Origin of the sequence: Bacillus sp. G1(2015b) (assembly GCF_001482475.1) — a bacterium.
Lineage (GTDB): Bacteria > Bacillota > Bacilli > Bacillales > Bacillaceae > Bacillus > Bacillus safensis.
This window is the reverse complement of record NZ_LKIC01000005.1, coordinates 47,364-73,833: the sequence shown is the minus strand read 5'-3', so window position 1 is coordinate 73,833 and position 26,470 is coordinate 47,364. Positions and strand designations below refer to the sequence as shown.

Annotated in this window: 19 protein-coding genes and 1 pseudogene; 14 read left to right on the top strand and 6 right to left on the bottom strand. The window is 41.1% G+C overall.

The window, feature by feature from the left end:
- Nucleotides 1–148 precede the first annotated feature (148 nt).
- The 5 genes from AMR95_RS06005 to AMR95_RS05985 all read left to right on the top strand — a co-directional run bounded on the left by AMR95_RS06005 (nucleotide 149) and on the right by AMR95_RS05985 (nucleotide 7,520).
- The gene (locus AMR95_RS06005; protein ID WP_039176977.1) at nucleotides 149–841 is read left to right on the top strand and encodes a heptaprenylglyceryl phosphate synthase; all 693 of its coding nucleotides are present in this window, start codon (nucleotides 149–151) and stop codon (nucleotides 839–841) included.
- A 57-nt stretch (nucleotides 842–898) separates the two neighbouring features.
- Nucleotides 899–3,121 (top strand): DNA helicase PcrA, encoded by a 2,223-nt coding sequence (gene pcrA, locus AMR95_RS06000; RefSeq protein WP_058837835.1) that lies wholly within the window; start codon nucleotides 899–901, stop codon nucleotides 3,119–3,121.
- 44 nt (nucleotides 3,122–3,165) lie between these two features.
- On the top strand, nucleotides 3,166–5,172 hold the full coding sequence (gene ligA, locus AMR95_RS05995; RefSeq protein WP_058837834.1) for an NAD-dependent DNA ligase LigA: 2,007 nt from the start codon (nucleotides 3,166–3,168) through the stop codon (nucleotides 5,170–5,172).
- 15 nt (nucleotides 5,173–5,187) lie between these two features.
- On the top strand, nucleotides 5,188–6,384 hold the full coding sequence (locus AMR95_RS05990; RefSeq protein WP_039176984.1) for a CamS family sex pheromone protein: 1,197 nt from the start codon (nucleotides 5,188–5,190) through the stop codon (nucleotides 6,382–6,384).
- A 128-nt stretch (nucleotides 6,385–6,512) separates the two neighbouring features.
- Nucleotides 6,513–7,520, top strand: a complete 1,008-nt coding sequence (locus tag AMR95_RS05985; RefSeq protein ID WP_058837833.1) for a phosphotransferase enzyme family protein — start codon at nucleotides 6,513–6,515, stop codon at nucleotides 7,518–7,520.
- Between the two features lie 43 nt (nucleotides 7,521–7,563).
- On the opposite strand, the gene AMR95_RS05980 is transcribed toward AMR95_RS05985, so the two are convergent.
- Both AMR95_RS05980 and putP read right to left on the bottom strand, forming a co-directional pair.
- Nucleotides 7,564–8,256, bottom strand: a complete 693-nt coding sequence (locus AMR95_RS05980) for an MgtC/SapB family protein (protein WP_024424547.1) — start codon at nucleotides 8,254–8,256, stop codon at nucleotides 7,564–7,566.
- A 167-nt stretch (nucleotides 8,257–8,423) separates the two neighbouring features.
- Nucleotides 8,424–9,905 carry a sodium/proline symporter PutP gene (gene putP / locus AMR95_RS05975; protein WP_058837832.1) on the bottom strand — a complete coding sequence of 494 codons (1,482 nt, stop codon included), beginning with the start codon at nucleotides 9,903–9,905 and terminating at the stop codon, nucleotides 8,424–8,426.
- Nucleotides 9,906–10,328: 423 nt separating this feature from the next.
- On the opposite strand from putP, the gene gatC reads away from it, so the two are divergent.
- From gatC to gatB, 3 genes are read left to right on the top strand one after another with little or no spacing between them, the layout of a single operon-like run.
- Nucleotides 10,329–10,619, top strand: a complete 291-nt coding sequence (gene gatC, locus AMR95_RS05970; protein ID WP_024424549.1) for an Asp-tRNA(Asn)/Glu-tRNA(Gln) amidotransferase subunit GatC — start codon at nucleotides 10,329–10,331, stop codon at nucleotides 10,617–10,619.
- Nucleotides 10,620–10,633: 14 nt separating this feature from the next.
- The gene (gene gatA / locus AMR95_RS05965) at nucleotides 10,634–12,091 is read left to right on the top strand and encodes an Asp-tRNA(Asn)/Glu-tRNA(Gln) amidotransferase subunit GatA (protein ID WP_041116096.1); all 1,458 of its coding nucleotides are present in this window, start codon (nucleotides 10,634–10,636) and stop codon (nucleotides 12,089–12,091) included.
- Nucleotides 12,092–12,104: 13 nt separating this feature from the next.
- On the top strand, nucleotides 12,105–13,535 hold the full coding sequence (gatB, locus tag AMR95_RS05960) for an Asp-tRNA(Asn)/Glu-tRNA(Gln) amidotransferase subunit GatB (protein ID WP_024424551.1): 1,431 nt from the start codon (nucleotides 12,105–12,107) through the stop codon (nucleotides 13,533–13,535).
- Between the two features lie 180 nt (nucleotides 13,536–13,715).
- On the opposite strand, the gene AMR95_RS05955 is transcribed toward gatB, so the two are convergent.
- Nucleotides 13,716–14,561, bottom strand: a complete 846-nt coding sequence (locus AMR95_RS05955) for a TetR/AcrR family transcriptional regulator (RefSeq protein ID WP_039176996.1) — start codon at nucleotides 14,559–14,561, stop codon at nucleotides 13,716–13,718.
- A gap of 131 nt (nucleotides 14,562–14,692) precedes the next feature.
- Between AMR95_RS05955 and AMR95_RS05950 the strand changes: the two genes are divergently transcribed.
- Complete coding sequence (locus AMR95_RS05950; RefSeq protein ID WP_058837831.1) at nucleotides 14,693–17,902, top strand: efflux RND transporter permease subunit; 3,210 nt, start codon at nucleotides 14,693–14,695, stop codon at nucleotides 17,900–17,902.
- A gap of 31 nt (nucleotides 17,903–17,933) precedes the next feature.
- Here AMR95_RS05950 and AMR95_RS05945 read toward each other — a convergent pair whose 3' ends face one another.
- Complete coding sequence (locus AMR95_RS05945) at nucleotides 17,934–18,887, bottom strand: nucleoside hydrolase (protein ID WP_058837830.1); 954 nt, start codon at nucleotides 18,885–18,887, stop codon at nucleotides 17,934–17,936.
- A gap of 181 nt (nucleotides 18,888–19,068) precedes the next feature.
- Here AMR95_RS05945 and AMR95_RS05940 point away from each other — a divergent pair, with 181 nt between their 5' ends.
- The 3 genes from AMR95_RS05940 to AMR95_RS05930 all read left to right on the top strand — a co-directional run bounded on the left by AMR95_RS05940 (nucleotide 19,069) and on the right by AMR95_RS05930 (nucleotide 22,793).
- Nucleotides 19,069–19,977 (top strand): diacylglycerol kinase, encoded by a 909-nt coding sequence (locus AMR95_RS05940; RefSeq protein ID WP_024424554.1) that lies wholly within the window; start codon nucleotides 19,069–19,071, stop codon nucleotides 19,975–19,977.
- Nucleotides 19,978–20,038: 61 nt separating this feature from the next.
- Nucleotides 20,039–21,421 carry a 23S rRNA (uracil(1939)-C(5))-methyltransferase RlmD gene (gene rlmD / locus AMR95_RS05935; RefSeq protein WP_058837880.1) on the top strand — a complete coding sequence of 461 codons (1,383 nt, stop codon included), beginning with the start codon at nucleotides 20,039–20,041 and terminating at the stop codon, nucleotides 21,419–21,421.
- A 463-nt stretch (nucleotides 21,422–21,884) separates the two neighbouring features.
- Nucleotides 21,885–22,793, top strand: coding sequence for a putative RNA methyltransferase (locus tag AMR95_RS05930; RefSeq protein ID WP_231746869.1), 909 nt, complete (start codon nucleotides 21,885–21,887; stop codon nucleotides 22,791–22,793).
- A 98-nt stretch (nucleotides 22,794–22,891) separates the two neighbouring features.
- Here AMR95_RS05930 and AMR95_RS05925 read toward each other — a convergent pair whose 3' ends face one another.
- The gene (locus AMR95_RS05925) at nucleotides 22,892–23,464 is read right to left on the bottom strand and encodes a hypothetical protein (protein ID WP_058837829.1); all 573 of its coding nucleotides are present in this window, start codon (nucleotides 23,462–23,464) and stop codon (nucleotides 22,892–22,894) included.
- A gap of 489 nt (nucleotides 23,465–23,953) precedes the next feature.
- On the opposite strand from AMR95_RS05925, the gene AMR95_RS05920 reads away from it, so the two are divergent.
- Nucleotides 23,954–24,928: a tRNA dihydrouridine synthase gene (locus tag AMR95_RS05920; protein ID WP_017366774.1), complete on the top strand. Its 975-nt coding sequence runs from the start codon at nucleotides 23,954–23,956 to the stop codon at nucleotides 24,926–24,928.
- A 107-nt stretch (nucleotides 24,929–25,035) separates the two neighbouring features.
- Nucleotides 25,036–25,485, top strand: a pseudogene (locus AMR95_RS05915) (SMI1/KNR4 family protein); the annotation flags it as partial.
- 139 nt (nucleotides 25,486–25,624) lie between these two features.
- Here the strand turns inward: AMR95_RS05915 and AMR95_RS05910 are convergent.
- A complete protein-coding gene (locus AMR95_RS05910; protein ID WP_058837828.1) occupies nucleotides 25,625–26,389 on the bottom strand; it encodes a MurR/RpiR family transcriptional regulator in 765 nt (254 codons plus the stop codon).
- Between the last annotated feature and the right edge of the window lie 81 nt (nucleotides 26,390–26,470).

Genomic DNA, 26,470 nt, shown 5'->3' with positions numbered 1-26,470 from the left:
ATCTGCTTTTTTGTTTCTAAATCTTTAAATCACGCCACCCATTTTCAAAAGAATGAAACTTTTAACTGAAGGAGGTTACCCATTTTTTGCGGTCACTGATTTTGTTATAATATTTAAATGGAATGAAACGAATGGAGGAACGTTTTTCATGTATGATGTTACCGAGTGGAAGCATGTCTTTAAACTCGATCCAAATAAAGAAATTTCCGATGAACAGCTAGAAGCGATTTGCGAATCTGGGACGGATGCCATATTGATTGGCGGAAGTGATCATGTGACAGAGGACAACGTGCTTCAATTGATGTCAAAGGTCCGCCGCTTTCTAGTGCCATGTGTGCTCGAAATCTCCACACATGAGATGATTGTGCCGGGCTTTGATCTGTATTTCATCCCGACCGTTTTAAACAGTACTCACCCTGACTGGATTGTCGGGCTTCATAAGGACGCGATGAAGGAATTCGGTGATTTGATGTCAATGGAAGAGATTGTGCCTGAAGGTTATGTCATCTTAAATGAAGATTGTAAAGCGGCCAAGCTCACAGAGGCAAATACAGCGCTGGATATCGATGACGTCAGGGCGTATGCAAGAGTGGCAGAGCATTTGATGAAGCTGCCCATTTTTTATCTGGAATACAGCGGAACGCTTGGAGACATAGAGCTTGTCAAAGAAACAAAAGCAGTGCTTGATGAAACAGTTCTTTTTTATGGCGGCGGCATCGAGAACGCTAAGCAGGCAAAAGACTTCTCCCAGCATGCAGACGTCGTGGTTGTAGGAAACGTCATTTATGACAATTTCAAAGAAGCATTAAAGACCGTGGATGCAGTCAAAAAGTCATCATAGTCAAATAAGACGAAACGGGTTAAAATAGAACGTAAGTTCGAATTGGCGGTGAATGGAATGAATGAAATATCGAATCATCTATTAGAAGGGCTGAATGACGCACAGAAAGAAGCAGTCAAAGCAACAGACGGTCCTTTATTGTTGATGGCAGGAGCAGGAAGCGGGAAGACACGGGTGCTCACACATCGAATTGCCTACTTAATGGCAGAAAAGCATGTGGCGCCGTGGAACATTTTAGCGATTACATTTACAAATAAAGCAGCACGTGAAATGCGTGAACGTGTCCAGGCTATTTTAGGGCCTGGCGCAGATGACATCTGGATCTCTACGTTCCACAGCATGTGTGTCCGTATTTTAAGACGCGATATTGACCGCATTGGTGTGAATCGCAACTTCTCTATTTTAGACACATCTGACCAGCTTTCAGTCATTAAAAACATTTTAAAAGAACGGAACATCGATCCTAAAAAGTTCGATCCACGCAGCATTTTAGGGTCGATCAGCAGTGCAAAAAACGAACTCATTGATGCAGAGGAATACGCCAAAACAGCCGGTGATTTCTATGATCAAGTGGTCAGCGATGTCTATACAGATTATCAAAAGCGTTTGCTCAAAAACCAATCACTCGACTTTGATGATTTAATTATGATGACAATTCGTCTATTTGAGCGCATCCCTGAAGTGTTAGAGCACTATCAGCGGAAATTCCAATACATTCATGTGGATGAGTATCAAGATACGAACAGAGCGCAGTACATGCTTGTGAAACTGCTCGCGCAGCGTTTTCAAAATATATGTGTTGTCGGTGACTCGGATCAGTCTATTTATCGCTGGCGCGGAGCGGATATTACAAACATTCTCTCCTTTGAAAAAGATTATCCATCCAGTGAAGTGATTCTGCTTGAGCAAAATTACAGATCGACGAAACGCATTTTGCATGCTGCAAATACGGTGATTCAAAACAATGCAAACCGAAAGCCAAAAAATCTTTGGACAGAAAATGATGAAGGCGTGAAGATAGCCTATTACCGTGCAGATAATGAATTCGGTGAGGGACAATTTGTCGCAGGAAAGATTCGTCAGCTTCATCAAAGCGGAAAGCGTAAATTATCCGATTTTGCGATCCTTTACCGCACAAATGCCCAGTCTCGTGTCATAGAGGAAACGTTAATGAAAGCCAACATTCAATACAACATTGTCGGCGGCACGAAGTTCTATGACAGAAAAGAGATCAAGGACATCTTGGCATACTTACGCCTAGTGGCAAACCCAGATGACGATATTAGTTTTGCACGAATTGTCAACGTACCAAAGCGCGGAATCGGTGCGACATCTGTTGATAAAATTGCAGCATATGCGGAGATGAATGACCTGTCTATGTTTGAAGCACTTGGTCAGGTGGATTTCATTGGACTGAGTGCACGAGCAGCCAATGCGCTTGATGAGTTCAAACAGCTCATTGATCAAATGACGAACATGCAGGATTATTTATCTGTCACAGAATTAACAGAAGAAATCCTAGAGAAAACAGGCTATCGTGAAGCGCTGAAGCTCGAAAAAACGATTGAAGCACAAAGCCGCTTAGAAAATATTGACGAGTTTCTATCCGTCACGAAGAACTTTGAAGAACAGAATGAGGACAAGTCACTTGTGACCTTCCTGACAGATCTCGCCCTCGTCGCAGACATTGATAAGCTGGATGAAAATGAAGAAGAAGATCAGGATGCCGTCATCTTAATGACACTTCACGCTGCAAAAGGTTTGGAATTCCCTGTTGTTTTCTTAATGGGAATGGAGGAAGGTGTCTTCCCGCACAGCCGTTCATTAATGGAAGATGCAGAGATGGAAGAAGAACGCCGCCTCGCTTATGTAGGCATCACACGGGCTGAAGAAGAGCTTTATTTATCAAGTGCGAAAATGAGAACACTTTTCGGCCGGACGAACATGAACCTTGAATCAAGATTCATTCGAGAAATACCAGCCGATTTATTGGACAACCTAAATGAGAAAAAAGAAACAAAAACACCGTTTGGCCAAACAAGAGAAAGACCGCAAAGACGGGGACCTGTCTCACGTCCGCAAACACAAACCATTCAAAACACAGGCGGCGGCAGTATTGGCTGGGCTGTGGGCGATAAAGCGGTCCATAAAAAATGGGGCGTTGGTACGGTTGTGAGTGTGAAAGGCAGCGGAGACAGCACAGAGCTTGATATTGCGTTCCCAAGCCCTACAGGCATTAAGCGTCTTCTCGCAGCATTTGCACCAATCGAGAAGCAATAAACTGATAGGACTGACAAAACGGATGAATTGAAAGGAAGAAGCAGATGGATAAAGAAGCAGCGAAACGCCGGATCGAGGAACTGCACCAGATTTTGAATCAATACAACTACGAATATCATACACTTGATCGTCCAAGTGTTCCTGACGCTGAATATGATGCGCGGATGCGTGAGCTGATCTCTTTGGAGGAAGAGCACCCTGATTTAAAAGCAGCGGATTCTCCTTCACAAAGAGTAGGCGGCGCTGTTTTAGACGCCTTTCAAAAAGTGCGTCACGGCACACCAATGCTCAGCCTTGGGAATGCGTTTAATGAACAGGACCTTCTTGATTTTGACCGCCGGGTTCGTCAAGCAGTCGGTGACGATATCGCATACAATGTCGAGCTGAAAATTGATGGACTCGCTGTTTCTCTCCGTTATGAAAATGGCGTGTTTGTCCGAGGAGCGACGCGCGGCGATGGAACAACGGGTGAGGATATTACTGAAAATCTCAAAACGATTCGTTCCATCCCTCTTAAAATCAAACGCCCTCTGTCGATTGAAGTGAGAGGCGAGGCATTTATGCCAAAACCTTCTTTTGAAGCATTAAATGAAAAAAGAATACAAAACGAAGAAGAGCCGTTTGCAAACCCGCGTAATGCGGCTGCAGGTTCACTTCGTCAGCTTGATACGAAAATTGCAGCGAAACGAAACCTTGATATATTCGTCTACAGTATAGCGGAGCTTGATGAAATTGGTGTTGAAACGCAAAGCGCAGGACTTGATTTTCTCGACGAACTTGGCTTTAAAACAAACAAAGAAAGACGGATGTGTCAAACGATCGAAGAAGTCATCGACCTCATTGAAACATTAAAAATAAAGCGTGCCGATTTTTCATATGAAATCGATGGAATCGTTATTAAAGTCGATTCACTCGCTCAGCAGGAAGAACTCGGCTTCACGGCAAAAAGCCCGCGCTGGGCGGTTGCGTATAAGTTTCCGGCTGAAGAGGTCGTAACGAAGCTGCTTGATATTGAACTAAGTGTCGGACGTACAGGCGTGATTACACCAACAGCGATTCTTGAGCCTGTCAAAGTAGCAGGGACGACAGTGCAGCGTGCATCTCTTCATAATGAAGATTTGATCAAAGAAAAGGATATTCGCTATTTTGATCAAGTGATTGTGAAAAAAGCCGGGGATATTATTCCTGAAGTCGCAGGTGTCCTTGTTGATCAGCGTACAGGCGAAGAAAAGCCGTTTCACATGCCAACTGAATGTCCAGAGTGTCATAGTGAGCTGGTGCGAATCGAAGGCGAAGTGGCCTTGCGATGCATCAACCCAGAATGTCCTGCCCAAATACGTGAGGGGCTCATTCACTTCGTTTCTCGTAATGCAATGAATATTGATGGACTTGGCGAGCGGGTCATTACACAGCTCTTCAAGGAACAGCTCGTTTCTCGTGTGTCTGACCTTTATCGATTAACGAAAGAAGAGCTCATTCAGCTTGAACGAATGGGCGAAAAATCTGTCGACAATTTACTGCGTTCAATTGAACAATCGAAAGAAAACTCTCTTGAGCGGTTACTATTTGGACTCGGTATTCGATTTATTGGTTCAAAAGCGGCAAAGACCTTGGCGATGCATTTCGAAAACATCGATCAATTAAAGCAAGCGACGAAAGAACAATTACTTGAAGTCGACGAAATCGGTGAAAAAATGGCTGATGCCGTCGTCACGTACTTTGAGAAAGAAGAAATACTCGATCTGCTGAACGAACTAAAAGAGCTCGGAGTCAATATGACCTACACAGGGCCAAAGCCGGTAAAAGCAGAAGAAAGTGATTCCTACTTTGCAGGAAAAACCATTGTGCTGACAGGAAAATTAGAAGAAATGGCTCGAAACGATGCAAAAGCAGCAATCGAAGCATTAGGCGGAAAGCTGGCAGGCAGTGTGAGTAAAAAAACAGATCTAGTCATTGCCGGAGAAGCAGCGGGAAGTAAGCTGACAAAGGCAGAAGAACTCAATATTGAAATTTGGGACGAAGCTAAAATGCTCGAGGAGCTAAAGAAATAAGAGGAGTGTTTTCTATTGAAAAAGTTGTTATTGCTGCTGACAATGCTCACACTGGTATTGTCAGCGTGTGCACCTTTTGGGGGAAAGGAAGAGGAAGAGGTCACACAAAAAACGGATGAAACGAAGGAAACAAAGGAAACAGCCATCATCCCGATGTACAATATCTCAGACTCCTATTACAAAATGGTGCTGCCGTTTAAACAAGGAGCTGCTAGAGGTCTAACAGCGGAGCGTCTCAATACACGCTTGGACATTGATGAATTTGAAACAGGACTTATGCGCCTTGCAACAGAGTCATTTAATACAAACGACTATCTATTCCAAGAAGGACAGCATTTAGATGAGGACACCGTTCTCAGCTGGCTGGCGCGCAAAAAAACAGGCAGTGATCTGAAAAAGGCAGAAAAAGAAGATAAAGACTTTAAGAATCTAGGCTTAAATCCTGCTCTTCCAAACTCAGGTTCAACAAAGTCTAAAAATGAAAATAGTCCAATTTACTTAGCTTCAATGCTAGAGCATAATTACTTAATTCGAAAAGACAAAAACAGCTTACAGCTTGGCGGAGTTGTCATTGGTCTTGCGCTGAATTCTGTTTATTATTACCGTGAAAAGATCGGTGACCCGCAACAAGAGGTGACCATCGATTCATCGAAAAATTCAAAGAAACTTTTGGCAGAGGGTGAAAAAATCGCTGAACAAGTGATCAAGCGAATTCGTCAAATGGACGGACTGCAAAAAGTGCCTGTCATGATTGCCCTTTATAAGCAAGCACCAAAATCATCTATCGTTCCAGGTAACTTTATCGCCAAAACAGATGTGAAAGCAGGCTCCGCTGATATCGGAAATTGGGATACGATCAAAGAGGAGAATGTATTCTTCCCTTCAGATAGTGCGAAAAGCAGCTACAAAGATGATTCAGAGCGATTTGACCGCTTCAAGACAAAGGTAGAAGATTACTTCCCGAATTACACTGGTGTTGTAGGAAAAGGCTTTTACAAAAACGGCAACCTGCAAAAAATGAAAATCGAAATTCCAATGCAGTTCTATGGAAAAACGGAAGTCGTAGCCTTCACACAATATTTAACCGGAGAAGTCATGGATTACTACAAGAGTACCAATATTGAAATCAACATCACATCTTCTGATCAACAAGAAGCCCTGATCACGAAAAATGCTGAGGACAAAGAACCGACTGTTCATATATATGACTAAATAAGAGGGATTTCCAAACTCTTGTCAAAATATTAGTAGAAACCAAGAAGAAAGGCAGGTATGTTGATGCTCGTATAATGCTGATTACCGTCAAGAACATTTAAAAAGACGATAAAAGGAGAATCAGCATGCATAAAGAAGTAAAAGCACGATACGATGAACAGAAAGTCTTAAAGAAAGCGGCTCACTTGTATGACTTTCAGCTTGACCAAGTGACATTTCTAGCCGATGCAGAAAATTATGTGTATGAATATAAGGCAATGAATGGGGAGAATTATATATTAAAAATCACCCATACCATTCGTCGCTCACCCACATATATTTTAGGAGAAATGGACTGGCTTCGATTCCTGTCTCATCATGGTATTTCCGTAGCAAAGCCGATTTCATCAGCAAGAGGAAAAGACGTTGAAACCATTCCTGATCAAGCCGGAGGCGCATTTTTACTCCGTGTGTATGAAAAAGCACCGGGGAGAAAAGTGAATGAAGGAGATTGGAATGGGAAGCTGTTTGAAGCGTTAGGGTCCTATACAGGACGAATGCATCAAATAACAAAACAATATCAAGTAGAAGATCCTCTCTATAAGCGTCAAGAGTGGTATGAAGAGGAGCAATTAAAGCTTGATCAATATATTCCGTCTGATCAAACGGTTGTGCTTCGAAGAAAAGATGAATTGATGCAAAAGCTTCACCAACTCCGAATTTCGAAGGATGTGTATGGGCTGGTGCATGCCGATTTGCATCACGGGAACTTTCATTATCATCAAGGAGAGATTATCGCATTCGATTTTGATGATATTGGATATCACTGGTTTATCAATGATATTAGTATTTTGCTATATAATGTTCTTTGGTATCCAGTGATTCCATATGATGATAAAGCTGAATTTACGGCAGAATTTATGAGTCATTTTCTAAAAGGCTATCGACAGGAGAATGAGCTTGATGACGCGTGGCTGGCAACAATCCCTGATTTTCTCATGCTGCGTCATATGCTTATTTATGGGCTTTTACATCAAGCATTTGATCTCCAAACATTGACTTCTGACGAAAAAGCCATGCTGTCATGTTTTCGAAAGGAAATTGAGCAAAAAACACCCATTACTCCTTTTGACTTTCAACAGCTGGCACGATAAAAGAAACCCCTTGCTGTGTTAAATAGCAAGGGGTTTTTTATGACTACACCGTATCACACTTCACGCCAACGACGCCTTCTAGATCTTTAATATCAAAGTACACATCGGTTGTATAGCGGTCTTTATGCACACGTACGCGTACTTCCATGATTGGATAGTCTTTTTCTTTTAAATCATCAATTCGTACAGAATGAATGCGAATATTGAGGGCTTTCATTTCTTTTAAAATATCGGTCATGCGGTTTCGGTCAGAAAGAGACATTCTGATGCGGATTTCTTTTTCCTGCAGGCGAATCGGTCCGATCCGCTGGAAGAGCCATGGCAGGAATTCGACACTAATTAGAATAAAGAAAAGACTGAGGAAGGCCTCTTTATAAAATCCTGCACCGGTTGCAACCCCAAGTCCTGCTGCTCCCCAGATCATCGCAGAAGTCGTGAGACCTGAGATGACATCATTGCTTTTTCGAAGAATCACACCTGCTCCAATAAAACCAACACCAGATATAATTTGCGCCGGTAACCTGAGTGGGTCCATTTGAAGCTTAGAGACTCGAGGGAAATTGTAGGCTGCATCAATGCTGATGATGGTTAAGACGCAGGAGCTGACAGCAATGACAATACACGTTTTTAAGCCGAGGGGCTTTTTCTTCAGCTCTCGTTCAAGCCCGATAATCAGCCCGATTAAGGTGGCCACGGCTAATTTTAAGACTGTATCCCATTCAATTGTCCAAAACATGCGTATCGCTCCTTTCACTTCATGTACGTTTCACAACATGTATATGATCTTCTCACAGCCCATATGGCTGCACAACTCTTATTTTATTCAGTTTCTGAAGAAAGAAAAGCTTTTTATTTTATTTAAAAAGAGAGTCATCCGCATAGGGCAGATGACTCTTCAATTCTTTATTTTGTTTCTTCCTCAAGATGATCTTCCATTTTGTTAAATAGCTGTTTTGATGCTTTTGACGGCTTACTTGTCAATAAGCTCACAATAATGGCAGCTAAACCACTTAGCGTAAAGCCTGGAATCATTTCATAAATACCTGTGACATGGTTGAGACCTGTCGTAATCCATGTCAGAACCACAACTGCACCAACGATCATCCCAACTAGGGCACCATGATGATTCATTCGTTTCCAGTATAGGCAAAGCAAGATGACTGGACCGAATGAAGAACCAAATCCTGCCCATGCATAACCGACAAGATCAAGAATGGTGTCACTTGGGTTAAGTGAAAGGCATAAGGCAATCACAGCGACAACGAGTACAGACATCCGGCCAATCATGACAAGCTCTTTGTCTGAAGCTGTTTTTCTAAAGAACGTTCTGTATAAATCCTCTGTCATTGCACTTGCTGTGACAAGCAGCTGAGACGAAATTGAACTCATAATCGCAGCTAAAATCGCAGAAAGTAAAAATCCAGTGATATATGGATGGAACAATACTTTAGAAAAGACGATAAAGATGGTTTCAGGGTCAGCAAGGTTCATGCCCGTTTCATGAACATAGGCAACACCCACTAAACCGACAGACAGTGATCCAATCACTGAAATAATCATCCAGCTCATTCCGATTCGGCGTGCTGGTTTTAAATCTTTTACAGACGTAATGGCCATAAAGCGCACGATAATATGCGGCTGTCCAAAGTAACCTAGTCCCCAAGCGAGGAAGGAAATAATGCCAATGACGCTCGTTCCTCTAAAAATATCTAGCAATTTAGGATCAATCTGTTGAATATCTTGGAATGTAGCAACAGGTCCGCCTAATTGTGTAAAGGCAACGATCGGCACGAGCACTAATGCTAAAAACATGATAGCTCCTTGGACAAAGTCCGTTAAGCTCACTGCCAAAAATCCGCCGAACAATGTATACAAAATGACAATACTTGATGTTAAGATCAGTCCAAACATGTAGTGAGCACCGAATGCTGACTCAAATAAACGTCCGCCTGATACCATCCCAGACGATGTATACAGCGTAAAGAAAATTAAAATGATGACGGCTGACACAGCTTTTAATAAAGCAGATGATCCTTTGAATCGTTTATCAAAGAAATCAGGAATCGTAATCGCATCATCCGCAATTTCTGTATAAGAACGTAAACGAGGTGCAAGAATGAGGTAGTTCAAGTAAGCACCAACGATTAAACCAATCGCAAGCCAGGCTGTCGATAAACCTGTTTTATACATTTCACCTGGCACACCCATCAGCATCCATCCGCTCATATCCGCAGCACCTGCTGAAAGGGCTGTAACGAATGGACCAAGCCCGCGTCCGCCAAGCATATAATCATTTAAATCATGTGTTTTCCTGAATGCATACCAGCCAATGGCAAGCATCCCGATAAAATAAATAGATAAGGAAATTGTAACTTCAATACTCATTTTGTGTTCTCACCTTTTTCGTATTAATTTGACATCACCTCAATCAAAATATACAGAAGTGCGATGGCAGCTTTTTTGTTTGACTGTCCCGCTCACTGCTATGGTTACTTAACCTAACAGAGTATTCCCAAGTGATCAACCTGCCTAAACCTCTTCATTTTGAAGAAAAAATGTACCGATCGATGATAAGAATCAATATGTAAGCGATTACAAAAATAATCAAAAGTAAAAATTTTCTGAAAAATAAAAAGTCACCTGATGAATATTTCTTTTATCGATTTGATCATAAAGACGTTTCAAAAGAACGGACCTTTTACCGCACCTGCGTAAAGTTGCTTTAGAACAGTAAAATTTGATATGATAAAGTGTATATGACTTATGATCATGACCACGATCACGCATCATTTTTGGAGGTGAACCTGCATGTCAAGAATTTCAATAGAAGAAGTCAAGCACGTTGCGCATTTAGCAAGGCTTGCGATTACAGAAGAAGAAGCTGAGATGTTTACAGAACAGCTTGATAGCATCATTTCATTTGCAGAGCAGTTAAACGAGGTAGATACGGAAAACGTTGAACCTACTACACACGTATTAAAAATGAAAAACGTCATGAGAGAAGATGTTCCGAATAAAGGTCTTTCCATTGAGGCAGTCGTCAAAAACGCGCCTGATCATAAAGACGGCTATATTCGTGTGCCATCAATTTTGGACTAAAGGAGGCCCGAGACATGTCACTGTTTGATCACAAAATTTCTGAATTAAAAGAGCTTTTACATAAAAAGGAACTGTCTGTTTCTGATTTAGTGGACGAGTCTTATAAACGAATCAATGAAGTAGACGGGAAAGTACAAGCATTCCTTGCACTGGACGAAGAAAAAGCTCGTGCGTATGCAAAGGAATTGGACGAGGCAGTTGGTGAAAAGGACGAGCTTGGCCTATTGTTCGGTATGCCGATCGGTGTGAAAGATAACATTGTTACAAAGGATCTGCGTACAACAGCTTCAAGTAAAATCCTACAAAACTTTGATCCAATTTATGATGCAACCGTTGTGAACCGCTTAAGAGACGCAGAAGCAGTCACAATCGGTAAATTAAATATGGACGAATTCGCAATGGGATCTTCTACGGAGAACTCAGGCTTCAAAGCGACGAAAAACCCGTGGAATTTAAACACCGTTCCAGGCGGATCAAGTGGTGGATCAGCAGCTTCTGTTGCAGCAGGTGAAGTACCGTTCTCACTTGGATCAGATACAGGCGGTTCTATTCGTCAGCCGGCATCTTTCTGCGGAGTTGTAGGTCTTAAACCGACATATGGCCGTGTATCCAGATACGGATTAATTGCATTTGCTTCATCATTAGACCAAATTGGTCCGATTACACGCAATGTAGAGGACAACGCTTATGTTCTTCAAGCGATTGCTGGTGTCGATCAAATGGACGCAACTAGTGCAAATGTCGATGTCCCAGATTTTCTTTCTTCATTAACTGGCGACATCAAAGGTCTGAAAATCGCTGTGCCGAAAGAATATCTTGGCGAAGGCGTTGGCGAGGAAGCAAAAGAGTCTGTTCTTCAAGCGTTAAAAGTATTAGAAGGACTTGGAGCTTCGTGGGAAGAAGTGTCTCTACCGCATTCTAAATATGCTCTTGCGACTTACTACTTACTGTCTTCTTCAGAAGCATCTGCAAACCTTGCACGTTTTGACGGCATCCGCTATGGCTACCGTACAGATAATGCAGACAACCTGATTGATTTATACAAAAATACTCGTTCTGAAGGCTTCGGAGACGAAGTGAAGCGCCGCATCATGCTTGGTACATTCGCGCTAAGCTCAGGATATTACGATGCGTACTATAAAAAAGCGCAAAAAGTCCGTACATTGATCAAAAAAGACTTTGAAGATGTTTTCGAAAAGTATGATGTCATTGTAGGACCGACAACGCCAACTCCTGCATTTAACATTGGTGAAAAGACAAGCGATCCATTGACTATGTACGCAAACGATATTTTAACGATCCCTGTTAACCTTGCAGGCGTTCCAGGAATCAGTGTGCCTTGTGGATTTGCAAATGGCCTTCCGTTAGGACTGCAAATCATCGGCAAGCACTTTGACGAAGGAACAGTGTACCGCGTGGCTCACGCTTTTGAGCAAGCAACAGATCATCATAAAGCAAAACCTGAACTGTAAGGGGTGAATCAGAATGAACTTTGAAACGGTAATTGGACTTGAAGTCCACGTAGAGCTAAAAACACAATCGAAAATTTTCTCAAGCTCGCCGACACCTTTTGGTGCAGCTGCCAACACGCAAACAAGTGTCATCGACCTTGGATATCCTGGCGTACTGCCTGTACTGAACAAAGAAGCGGTGAACTTTGCGATGAAAGCGGCTATGGCGCTGAACTGTGAAATCGCAACGGATACTAAATTTGACCGTAAAAACTACTTCTATCCTGATAACCCAAAGGCGTATCAAATTTCTCAATTTGATAAACCGATCGGTGAAAACGGCTGGATTGAAATTGAAGTAGAAGGCAAAACAAAACGAATCGGTATTACGCGTCTCCATTTGGAAGAGGATGCAGGGAAACTAACGCACACAGGCGACGGTTACTCACTCGTCGATTTCAACCGTCAAGGAACACCACTTGTTGAAATCGTATCTGAGCCAGACATTCGCACTCCTGAAGAAGCGTATGCTTACTTAGAAAAATTAAAATCCATTATTCAATATACAGGCGTTTCTGACTGTAAGATGGAAGAAGGCTCACTTCGCTGTGATGCCAACATTTCTCTTCGCCCAATCGGCCGTGAAGAGTTTGGTACAAAGACAGAGCTCAAAAACTTGAACTCATTTGCTTTCGTACAAAAAGGCCTTGAATTCGAAGAGAAGCGTCAAGAGCAAGTATTGCTTTCTGGCGGCTTGATCGAGCAGGAAACACGCCGTTATGACGAAGCGTCTAAAAAGACAATTCTTATGCGCGTTAAAGAAGGCTCTGATGATTACCGTTACTTCCCAGAACCGGATTTGGTGGAGCTGTACATTGATGATGAGTGGAAAGAACGCGTAAGAGCATCCATCCCAGAGCTTCCAGACGAGCGCCGCAAACGCTACATCGATGAGCTTGGCCTTCCTGCATACGATGCAATGGTACTCACGCTGACGAAAGAAATGTCTGATTTCTTTGAAGCGACCATTTCAGAAGGTGCAGAGGCGAAGCAAGCATCGAACTGGCTCATGGGTGAAGTATCTGCATACTTAAACTCTGCTCAAAAAGAGCTGGACGATACAAAGCTAACGCCGCAAGGGCTGGCTGGTATGATCAAGCTTATTGAAAAAGGAACGATTTCCTCTAAGATTGCGAAAAAGGTATTCAAAGAGCTCATCGAAAATGGGGGAGATGCAGAAACAATCGTCAAAGAAAAAGGACTTGTCCAAATTTCTGACGAAGGTGCACTGCTCAAACTTGTCACAGAAGCACTTGATAACAACCCGCAATCCATTGAAGACTTTAAAAATGGTAAAGACCGCGCGATTGGTTTCTTAGTCGGACAAATCATGAAAGCATCGAAGGGCCAAGCGAACCCGCCGATGGTGAACAAGATTCTCCTTGAAGAAATCAAAAAACGCTAAATAGCAAAAAACCGCCTGATGAAAAAGGCGGTTTTTTTTGATTGAAATGACAGGGTCTTACTATAGATTCGGACCACAGCCGTATATCAATTTAGAGATACTTTTCTTATAATGAAGCATAAGCGAAAGTGCACATTCGAAGGGGGAAAGGTGAGCTAAATCAAAAAACAGCACGTTATGTTACTGAAGAAACAGCCTCAATTGTTCCACTGCTCTTAGAACAGCAGGGTCCTCGCACTTTTCTAAATTCGTCAGCATTCCTTGGATGACTGGCTTACGAGGTTCAGCTTTTGCCAGCTCTTCTTCAATCACTTCAATGGATACAACGGTATCATCAGAAAGCAGATGCTCCAGCTTTAACAAACGAAGCTCCTCTTGAAGGGAAGCAGCACTCGGCGCTTCATCGTCCCAAATGGTTTGCTTCAAAATCGGCTTCGTCTGAGAACGAAGCAATCCTTGAACCAAATCATCAAACCGTTCGAGTATAAAGGATGAGAGCTCATCAAATGATAATTGCATTTGATCCTGTAAAAGCAGAACCTGCACATACGATTGGATAATTCCTTGAATCATGACTGACAGGTCAGTTATATATGGTTCGATCTCCTGTCCATAAGTGGTCAAGATGGAAATTTGAATTTCATCATTCATTTGCTTTTTCACGGTTTTTGAATACTTTTTAATTTGTTGGTTTTCCGGAATAATGTTCTCGCTGAGGATCAGAATGATAAAATCTTTGTTCTCAGCAAAGTGCTGAAACTGTTCAGCAATTTGTTTCTGAAAGATCTCTCTCGGCGCGAGATGCTGATTCTCTTTTCGAATCGTTTCGATAGTTTGCATCGAAGTGTCGATATAATATTCAAACGCTCGGTTGAAAAGCTGTTCTTTTGATTTGAAATGTAAATAAAATGCGCCTTTTGATATTCCGCATTCATCTGCAATTTCCTGAATGGTCGTAGAAGAAAAACCCTTTTTCGCAAACAATTGGATGCTTGCTTTAATGATTTTTTCTTTTTTTTCGTTCATGAAATAAGGCCCCTTCAGCTTTAGAATGTTACGTCAAACGCAAGTGAAATGGTTGACGGCATTGTATATCACCGTTTATTATGATATAGAATGACCAGTCAGTCAATACATAAAGGAAAATGGAGGATATAATGAATTCGATCATCAATTTTGTATTAAAGAATAAGTTCGCTGTATGGCTCATGACGATTATCGTAACAGTTGCTGGTCTATATGCCGGATTGAATATGAAACAAGAATCAATCCCGAATATCAACACTCCAGTCATTACGGTTTCTACAACGTACCCTGGCGCAACGCCGGACGAAGTATCAGATAAGGTGACAGATCCAATTGAAAAGTCAATTCAAAACCTCAATGGGGTCAGCGTAGTCACTTCTAATTCTTTTGAAAATGCATCATCTATTCAAATCGAGTACGATTACAGCAAAGACATGGATGAAGCAAAAAAGGAAATTGAAGATGCGATTAGCAATATCGATTTCCCTGAAAATGCAGAAAAACCTAAAATCGCACGCTTTAGTATTAATGCGATTCCAATCCTAGCCCTTAGTGTCTCAGGTGATAAAGAATCATTACAAGACCTTACACAAAAAGTAGAAAATGACCTCGTTCCTTCACTTCAAGGGTTAGACGGCGTCTCTTCTGTGGAAGCTTCAGGACAGCAAATCAAAGAAGTAGAATTTTCGTTTAAAGAAAAGAAACTAAAGGAATACGGTTTAGATGAAGAAACCGTCCAAAACATGATCAAAGGCTCTGATGTGAATGTACCATTAGGTCTATACACATTTGGCAACAAACAAAAATCAGTTGTCGTGGACGGCAATATTTTAAGCGTCAAAGATTTGAAAAACATGCGAATCCCTGTTACACCAAGTGCAGGCGGCGGTGCGGGAAGCGCTGGAGCGGGAGCACCATCTAGCAGCGCAGGTGCGCAAGGTGCCGAGCAGCAGGCGGGAAGTGCAAGTCAGCAGCAAGCAGCAGCACAGCAGCAAACAGGTGCAGCAAGCAGTCAATCTGTAGAGCTGCCAACGATCAAGCTGTCTGAGATTGCAGATATTAAAGTCGTCAAAGAGGCAGAATCGATCTCTAGAACGAATGGGAAAGACAGTATCGGTCTGCAAATTGTCAAAGGCTCTGATGCCAACACAGTGAGTGTTGCAGAAGAAGTGACAAAAGAGCTTGAGAAATTCAAAAAAGATAACAAAGGAATCAAAGTAAGCACCACATATGATCAAGCAGAGCCGATTAAAGAGTCTGTCAGCACAATGCTGAACAAGGCGATCATCGGAGCAATCTTTGCGATCATTATTATTCTCTTGTTCCTGCGAGATATCAAATCAACATTAATCTCGGTCATCTCCATTCCGTTATCTCTGTTGATTGCTGTCTTACTATTAAATCAGCTAGATATCACGTTAAATATCATGACACTTGGTGCTATGACCGTTGCCATCGGGCGTGTTGTCGATGACTCGATAGTGGTCATAGAAAATATCTATCGACGAATGGCGTTAAAGGATGAACCGTTAAAAGGCAAGGCACTCGTCAGAGAAGCCACCAAAGAAATGTTTATCCCAATCATGTCTTCAACGATTGTGACAATTGCGGTATTCTTACCGTTAGCATTAGTAGGTGGAATGATTGGTGAACTATTCATCCCATTTGCCTTAACGATTGTGTTTGCGTTACTTGCTTCACTGCTTGTCGCCATTACAATTGTTCCAATGATGGCGCACACTCTATTTAAAAAGAATCTGTACGGCACAGCGAAAAAGGTAAAAGAACATAAACCAAGCAAGCTTGCTGGCGGTTATAGACGTGTACTTAATTGGACACTCAACCATAAATGGATCACATCAGGAATTGCTATTCTTATGCTTGTCGGAAGCTTATTCTTAGCACCACTTGTCGGTGTCAGCTTCTTACCACAGGAAGCAGAGAAAACGGCGATGGTGACATATACACCTGAACCTGGACAAACGAGAGAGCAAGCAATTGATGAAACGAAAAAAGCTGAAGAATATTTGATGAAACGTGACCATGTCAATACAGTTCAGTATTCTCTTGGCTCTTCAAATGCCATGACAGCAAGTGTTGGCGGTAACTCTAACGGTGCATTATTCTTCGTACAATATGACGAGGACACACCGAATTTTGATAAAGAAAAAGATCGTGTAGTCAAAGCCCTGCAAGACAAAGCGTCTAAAGGGGAATGGAAATCACAAGACTTCTCATCTGCTGGCGCCAGCAATACTGTGACGTACTATGTGTACGGTGACAAAGCAAGCGATATTGAAGGCACAGTAAAAGATGTTGAGAACATCTTAAAAGATGAGAAAAACCTGAAAAATGTCAGCACAAGCTTATCTGAGAAATACGACGAATATACGTTTAATGCAGATCAAGAAAAACTGGCAAAACTAGGTCTAACTGCTTCACAAATCGCTCAAGCGATTGCACCTCAAAATAGTGAAACAACACTGACGAAAGTCACAGAGGACGGCAAAGAACTTGATGTGAAGCTTCAAACGGAAAAAGATGAATATAAGAACAAAAAAGATTTAGAAAATAAAAAGATCACCACACCAACAGGGCAAGAAGTCCGAATTGGTGATGTCGTCAAAGTAAAAGATGGGACGACAGCAAATACGGTGACAAAACGTGATGGAAAAATCTACGCAGAAGTGTCTGGTGACATGACAACAGACGACGTCTCAAGTGTGACACAAGATGTTCAGAAGAAAGTTGACAAGCTTGATCTGAAATCCGGCGTAACGATTGACACAGGCGGCGTAAGTGCGGATATCCAAGAATCCTTTACACAGCTTGGCCTTGCAATGCTTGCAGCGATTGCCATTGTGTATCTCGTTCTCGTCATCACATTTGGCGGAGGTCTTGCACCATTTGCAATTCTCTTCTCACTTCCATTTACAGTTATTGGCGCTCTCGCTGGATTGTTTATAGCAAAAGAAACCATCAGCTTAAATGCCATGATTGGATTGCTTATGCTGATCGGTATCGTTGTAACAAATGCCATTGTCTTGATTGACCGCGTGATTCATAAAGAACAAGAAGGTCTCTCAACAAGAGAAGCGTTACTTGAAGCAGGTGCAACAAGATTACGTCCAATCTTAATGACGGCACTTGCGACAATTGGTGCACTGCTGCCACTCGCATTAGGTTTTGAAGGCGGAAGCCAGATCGTATCAAAAGGACTTGGTGTTACCGTAATTGGCGGTTTAACAAGTTCTACACTTCTCACATTGGTCATCGTTCCAATCGTGTATGAAATGTTAAGCAAGTTTAAACGTAAGAATAAATACGCAGAAGAAGAATAAGAGGAAGCCCCGCTCATCGGCGGGGCTTTTTTTATTTTGAAATCTGGCAAACAGCTTTTCTCATAAGTTCTTCAAATGCGTGGAAAAAGGCACCACGATCGACATGGTCAATCACTTGAATTGATTTTCCATCTGGATGTTCTTCTGTCCGTCCTTGCTTTGGCGTCTCGGTATAAACGACCGCATTCACTTCTTTTGAACGGGTAAATGATGTAGAAGCAAGAGTAATGGTCGTCAGCACGTCCCATAAGTAATACGTCGAATTGGTTTCATGATGAATGAGCGGCGGACAAAAGGCGTAGCACTGTCCGATAAAATCTATTCCAATATGAGAACGAAGAGAAGCCCAGCGCTGACGTACATCAAGTGTAAGCGGGACTTGATTTGTACTTTCAAGTGCGACCATTTCAATAGGAAACGGTTCCTGAAAGACAGTGCTCACAGCATAAGGATCCCAAAATGCATTCCATTCTGCTGTCCCGTCATGCTCGGGTTCTTCAACATTGCCTTTTTCAAGGAACGTGCCGCCCATCCACACCAATTTCTCAATTTTGTTAGAGATTGAAGGATCTTCTTCTAAAGCTCGTGCAAGATCTGTGAGCGGACCAGTAAAGAGCAGGGTGACAGGTTCTTTTGCCTTCTTAACTGTTTCAATCAGATGAAGGTGTGCTGGCAGCTTGGACACCTTTGTATCAACATTGCCTTTTTCATTTAAAATTGGCAAAGCATCTACATAGAAAGCATGCATACGCCACTCCTTCGGAAATGGATTGACGCCTCTAGAAGTTGAAGCAGCGACTTCAATTTTATAAGGGCTGAATCGATCAATGATTTTTTGAGATGCACTGAGAGCAGGCTCTAAATAACAATCAGCAGGAATCACAGACATTCCGATGACTTTCAAATGTTCCATTTGAAGGAGAAGAAATAAAGAGACGAGGTCATCAACACCGCCGTCATGATTAAAATAGACAGGCTTTTTCATCGCATATCATCCTTTACAGCGTTTTCTTTTATCTTATCAGAATGCTTTCTTACTGAGGGAAATGAGCTTGGAGATTTTACATATTAGGTGGTTGTTTTGTTGCCATTTTCAAATCTCATAGTATAATTAAAGGTTGTTAGTGGTGAAAATAGATTGCATAATGAATATAGGATGATGATGAATGAAACGTGCTCGAATTATATACAATCCGACATCTGGGCGTGAACTCTTCAAGAAGAATTTACCGCAGGTTTTGCAAAAATTTGAACAAGCTGGCTATGAAACTTCTTGTCATGCGACGACATGTGCAGGAGATGCCACGCAAGCAGCAGAAAAAGCCGCACAGAGAGATTTTGATTTAATTGTAGCAGCAGGTGGAGACGGCACGATCAATGAAGTCGTCAACGGACTAGCACCGCTTGAAAAAAGACCAAAACTAGGAATTATTCCAGTTGGAACGACAAATGATTTCGCAAGAGCACTTGGAATCCCACGAGAAGGTGTTTTGAAAGCGACAGATGCCATTATTGAGGGTGTAGCGAAGCCGCTTGATATCGGTAAAGTCAATGGCCATTATTTTATTAATATTGCTGGCGGCGGCCGGTTAACAGAGCTCACCTATGAGGTGCCTAGTAAGCTGAAGACCATGCTTGGACAGCTTGCTTATTATTTAAAAGGCATGGAGATGCTTCCATCTATCCGCCCGACAGAAGTCGAAATTGAATATGACGGCAAATTGTTTCATGGAGAAATCATGCTGTTCCTTGTTTCACTCACAAACTCAGTAGGCGGCTTTGAAAAACTAGCGCCAGATTCCATTTTAGATGATGGGATGTTTGACCTGATTATTCTAAAGAAGGTCAATCTAGCAGAAGCCATTCGAGTAGTCAGCCTTGCTCTCAGAGGCGAGCATATTCATGATAACAATGTCATCTACGCAAAAGCGAATCGCGTAAAGGTAGATGTAAAAGATAAAATGCAATTGAATTTAGATGGTGAATACGGCGGCATGCTGCCAGGTGAATTTGAAAACCTGTATCGCCATATTGAATTTATTGTGCCAAAAGCAACAGCTGAAAAAATAGGGTGAAGACTGAACTTGGTTCCTTATGGCGGCCAAGTTTTTCTTTGCAAATGAGGTGATAAAATTGGTGAAAATGAAACCGCCTGTTCAAAAGAATGAATACTACAATGTAACCTTCGAAGACTTAACGCATGAAGGTGCAGGTGTAGCAAAAATTGAAGGATTCCCTGTCTTTGTACCAAATGCCCTTCCTGACGAACAAGGGCAAATCAAAGTCACACGAGTCAAAAAAGGATTTGCTTTTGGACGACTCATGGAGCTGACAAAGGAAAGTCAGCACAGGCAAGATGCGCCATGTCCCATTTACAAGCAGTGCGGCGGCTGTCAAATTCAGCATATGAGCTATGAAGGCCAGCTGCTATTTAAACAAAAACAAGTAAAGGACGTTTTAGAGCGGATCGGCAAGCTTGATATGAGCCGTGTAAAAGTTCATCCTGTACTCGGCATGGAAGACCCTTGGAATTACCGAAACAAAGCGCAAGTGCCAGTTGGCGAACGCGAAGGCGGACTTGTTGCAGGATTTTATCAACAGCGTACCCATGAAATCATTGATATGGAAAAATGTTTGATTCAGCAGTCAGAAAACGACGAAGTGGTACAGGCCGTAAAAGACATATGCAATGCGTTTGGCATCAAAGCATATAACGAAGAGCGGCACAAAGGCTGGCTGCGTCATGTGATGGTTCGCTACGGTATTGCAACAGGTGAAATGATGGTTGTGTTTGTTACTAGAACGGCTGATTTTCCGCAAAAGCAGCAGGTGATTGAGCAGATTATAGCACGCTTCCCACACGTTCGGTCAATTGTACAAAACGTGAATTCAAAGAAAACAAATGTCATTTTCGGAGACGAAACAACCGTTTTATGGGGTGAAGAATACATTTATGACACGATTGGCGACATCAAATTTGCCATTTCAGCCCGCTCGTTTTATCAAGTGAATCCAGCTCAAACAAAGGTACTTTACGACAAGGCGCTTGAATATGCAGAGCTGCAAGGCGAAGAAACCGTCATCGATGCCTACTGCGGAATCGGTACGATTTCCTTATTTCTCGCACAAAAAGCAGGAAGAGTATATGGCGTAGAAATTGTGCCAGAAGCGATTGAAGACGCAAAACGAAACGCTGCCTTAAACGCAATCAATAATGTTGAATTTGCAGTCGGCGAAGCAGAAACCGTCATCCCAAACTGGTACAAAGAAGGCATCAAAGCAGACACCCTCGTCGTCGATCCGCCAAGAAAAGGCTGTGACGAAGCACTGCTTGACACCATTTTAAAGATGAAACCAAACCGTGTTGTTTACGTCTCCTGTAACCCAGGGACGCTTGCTCGTGATTTGCGCATTCTTGAAGATGGCGGGTATGTGACGGAGGAAGTGCAGCCGGTGGATATGTTTCCGCATACGAGTCATGTGGAGTGCTGTGCATTGTTAGTTAGAAGTAAAGAATAAGCAGGAGAGTCCGAGAGTCTGTAAAAGATTCTAGGACTCCCAACTGATTTAATATCAATGCGATCAATTAGTCTGTGAAGGAATCCGTTTTAGAGATTTCCTGTGAAAATAAACAGCATCGGTGTTGAAGGTATGATCGCCTAAAAGTTTAACTTAGGAACTAACCTTTCCTTGCCGTGTCGTTGACGGTGGTCGTTTTTTGCCTTGGAAGTTCGGTAGTTGAAAAGCATTGCGATGTATACAAACCTGTTCATCATGATTTATACTAATAGATGGAGCGGGTTCGTTCTTCTTTAATCATTTTTATTAGGAGATGTTTTTCTTGATCATCAAATTCATTCGTTTACGTTAATGGAAGGTACAGTCTATGTATACTCACGTCATTTTTAAAAAACTATGACCTGGGTTTATTTAACTGTGCCTTTTTCATTTACTAAATACGAATGAATGAGGTGTTTTTATTTTGTCTAAAAACAATCGGAAAATGACAAACGCATGTCTTCTCTCTGAGTATGAAGACATTTTTAGATGTCCAATATGTTCAAATCCAATTGAGGTAGTAAATTTAAGGAGTTTAATTTGTTACAATCATCATTGTTTTGATATATCTAAGCAAGGATATGTTAACTTATTGTCTCATCCTCCTAAAACAAAATACGATAAAAAACTGTTTAAGTCTAGAAAGATGTTTAGCCAAAGCGGCTTTTTTGATCCGTTGATTGCTCAGGTTTGTGAGAATATGTTAGAAGAGTTGAAACCAACGAGTGATACCATAAAAATATTAGATGCTGGATGCGGTGAAGGTTCACATTTGTCCAAGATACAGCAAAGGATAATTGAACAATCGCAATGTAACTTGTTGGGAATAGGTGTTGATATCTCAAAAGAGGGAATCGATATTGCTTCAAGGAGTCCTTCTAAAACAATCTGGTGCGTAGCCGATCTCGCAAAGTGTCCATTAATTGATAAACAATTCAATTTCTTATTGAATATATTATCTCCATCCAACTATTCTGAGTTCCATAGAATGCTTGCAGATGATGGAATGGTTATAAAAGTTATACCTGAAAGTAAGTACCTTCAAGAATTAAGAGAGATATTTTACAATCAAACAGATAGAACTGTATATTCAAATGAAAATACATTAGAGCTTTTCAATCGTAATTTTGATCTTGTTGACATCCAGCGTGTTCAGTACGGTGTAACAATGGAAAGTAAGTACATTAAACAGTTGATCCATATGACCCCCTTGTCTTGGGGAGCATCGGAAGAGCTTATCCAACAAGTTCTGAGCAAAAATAAATTTGAAATCACTTTTGACTTTTCAGTCTTGCTTGGGAAGAAAATGAAGGCTTATAGATCAATTAATTAAAATCTTATGATTAAAGAAGCTTATAAGGCATATATGGTTCAAAGACTAAAAACAGCTTGGTGTTTGAAATATCTAATATTAAAGAACCCCCTTCTCCATTAATGGATAGGGGGTTCTACTTCTATGTTCTGATTCTTTTGATCAAGCGCAGAGGATATGATATCAAGTCCAATGTATAAAAAACTAACAAAGAAAGATAAAATCAATGCACCATTTCCCCATATTGAAACTTCAACTAACTTTAAATTTAATACATATTTAATCGTGAAGTAAATAAGCGCCCACGAAGCAAAAAATTCTAAAATATAAGTTATCCATTTTGGGATCTTCAACAAAAAAGTGATTCCTTTCCCTATAAATAAAACTATAAACGACCAAAAAACTACGATGATGCTGACTAACAATGAAAAGGTAATCAAATAAAATAATGAATCATAAGTGATGTATTCACCGAATAGAAAATTCACTCCCAATGAGACTAGAAAAAGCATAACAGTTGGAAGCGCAATAACAATACTAAGGGAAAAACATATTAGTAAAATAAGAAGAACGGCAGCAAAAGCGCCAGGTGCTTCATCTACAATGTTTTTCTTTCTGAAAAATGTATAGAGCATGATAGATACTAAAAGGAGTACTAAAAAAGTCATTAGAATAACGTAAGATAAAGACATGATCACCCTCCATAAAAAAGTGCTATTTAGTACTTATTGTTTATTTAGAGAAGATTAATAATGAATTTGCCATAGTTTTAGTAACTTTTAATAAAAGCATAGTGAACTGTTTTATGTATTATTACTATAAGATAATTACTCCTTTCTATAAAATAAACAAATATCATAATAATATCCATATTAAGGTTGATTGGTATTTTTGCTATTTGTATAATGTGATATTTGTCGATTTCAAATTTGAAATAATTGAGGTTTTTTTCATTAGTTTGGCGAATGCCTTACCTTCTCCCATTGAATGACACGTTTCTCAGCAGCACTTTTGAAAGGCGTTTACGTCTCCTCAAATTTTTGATATTTTATAAAGTGCTGATAGCATTTTGTTATTGTTCATTTTATGCTCCTTTTGCGTTGAATCCTAACTAAAGTATATAATGATAATAGAAGGACATGCCCTTTAGGCGCAATGTCATGAGAGGAATTGGATGAAAGATGAGTAAAAATTTCTGGCGTGATTTACCGCGGCCATTTTTTATATTAGCACCAATGGAAGAAGTGACAGATGTTGTGTTTCGTCATGTTGTGAGTGAGGCGGCGAGACCGGATGTGTTTTTTACAGAGTTTACGAACAGTGAGAGTTATTGCCACCCTGATGGTATTCAAAGTGTGAAGGGGCGTTTAACGTTTACAGAGGATGAGCAGCCGATTGTTGCTCATATTTGGGGAGACAAGCCTGAGAACTTTAGACAGATGAGCATTGGAATGGCGGAGTTAGGATTTCAGGGACTTGATATTAATATGGGCTGTCCTGTCCCAAATGTCACACAAAATGGGAAGGGCAGCGGCTTGATTCTTCGCCCAGACGTTGCCGCAGAGCTGATTCAAGCGGCAAAAGCTGGGGGATTACCTGTCAGCGTGAAAACAAGACTTGGTTTTACTGAGGTCGATGAATGGCGCGGATGGCTTAGACACATTTTGGAGCAAGACATTGTGAACTTATCGATCCACCTTCGCACAAGAAAGGAAATGAGCCAGGTGGATGCGCATTGGGAGCTCATTCCTGAGATCAAAAAACTTCGTGATGAAGTAGCACCTGATACTCTTTTGACAATCAATGGTGATATTCCTGATCGTCAAACAGGCTTAAAGCTTGCTGAACAGTATGGAGTGGACGGCGTGATGATTGGGCGCGGGATTTTCCATAACCCATTTGCTTTTGAAAAAGAGCCGAAGGAACATACAAGTGATGAACTGCTTGGTCTCTTAAGATTACATCTTGATCTTCATGATCAATACTCATCACTAGGTCTGCGTCCATTCAAGGCACTGCACCGTTTCTTTAAGATTTATGTAAAAGGATTCAGAGGAGCGAGTTTCTTAAGAAATCAATTAATGAATACATCATCAACAGATGAAGTGCGTGCCATGCTGGATGAATTTGAAGCGAGAAATCAAGAACAATCATGACCAAAAAGAGGAGGGGGAACCCTTCTCTTTTTTTATTAAATAGGACTATTAAACTAGTTCTCTTAAATGGTAAAATGAGATAGAAATAACAATTGGAGGTATTTCATTTGAAACCATTTTGGGATAAAGACAGTGAAAGCGATGAAACATTTAAGAAAATCAATGAGAAAGGCATTGCAAAAGCGGAAAAAAAGCTAGGCGTCATCTTGCCGGATACATATAAAAAACTGATTCTCGAACAAAATGGCGGGTATACCCTGCATAACGCTTTTCCCACGGATCAGCCGAATGGATGGGCAGAGGATCATGTGTCATTTGATCATTTAAGAGGAATTGCCAAGAATGAAGGCATTATGGATAGTGATTATTTAATAGAAGAATGGGAATTGCCTGAGGGACTTGTGCTCATTTGTGGAGATGGTCATACGTGGATTGCATTGGATTACAGAGAAACAAAGGAACATCCGCCGGTTCATTACTTTGATCTAGAATATGAGACGGATTTCAAATTAGCGGATTCGTTTGATGAACTGCTTGCTGGGCATTATACTGCTGAATAGGAAAAGGCAGCCGCAAGTAGATATATTTCATTAAATCCGCTGTTATACAGTGTTTTTTGAGAGAGACAAAAGAGTCTCTCTTTTTTTGTGAAGCAATATGGATTCTTTCCACCATTTTACTCTAAAACTGTTATGTTTAAGTCCTATTATTCAATTGCTTCACTTTCCACTCACTAAATTTTCTGACGATAATATCTGCCACAATGTAAAATGGCAGAAAGCTGGAGTTGTCCACTTTGTTATATAAGTGAAACGGGGTGCTGCTTACATAGATGTTAAACATGGCATTTTGTGCAAGGAGGTTATTCCTTAATGTGGTCATGCTGATAAATTTGATATGTCTCGTTTTCACCAATTGAATGATTTCATCTAAATTCTTCGATTCACCCGATAAAGAAATGATAAATAAAAGGTCATCCTCACCAAATTCAATGATTCCATCTGTTAAGTCCCGCTTGCTTCGTAATACTTGAGATTTTTTATGCAGTGACCATAGCTGCCGCTGTACATCATTGGCCAAATCGAGTTGTGCAGTTCCTGTACCATAAATATAAATATACGGTGCGCGATCTATCAGTTGATTTAATTGATGAAAGTCCAGCTGCTCCATATATTTTCTTGTCTGCCGGATATCTTGATCAAGCAGCTGCATTAAATCTTGTGTTGTCTCTTCAGTGAAAGCATTTAATTTCACATAAGACTTTAAGTCACTATAGCCGTCGAACCCTATTTTCTTGGCAAGCCGATGGATGGATGAGATGGAAGTATGAGCATAACGGGCAAGGTCCTGAATTTTCATTGTCTTCATTTCTTCAAGATGATCATGGATCGTTTTAATAATGTGCAGGTCATTCTTATTTAAATATTCGAAGTATTCATTAACCAGCTTGTCCAGTATCATGCGATGTGCCCTCCAACATGAAAATATTTTCTTCCTGTGAAAATATAATCTAATGTTACAACTTGATTTCTAAATACGTCA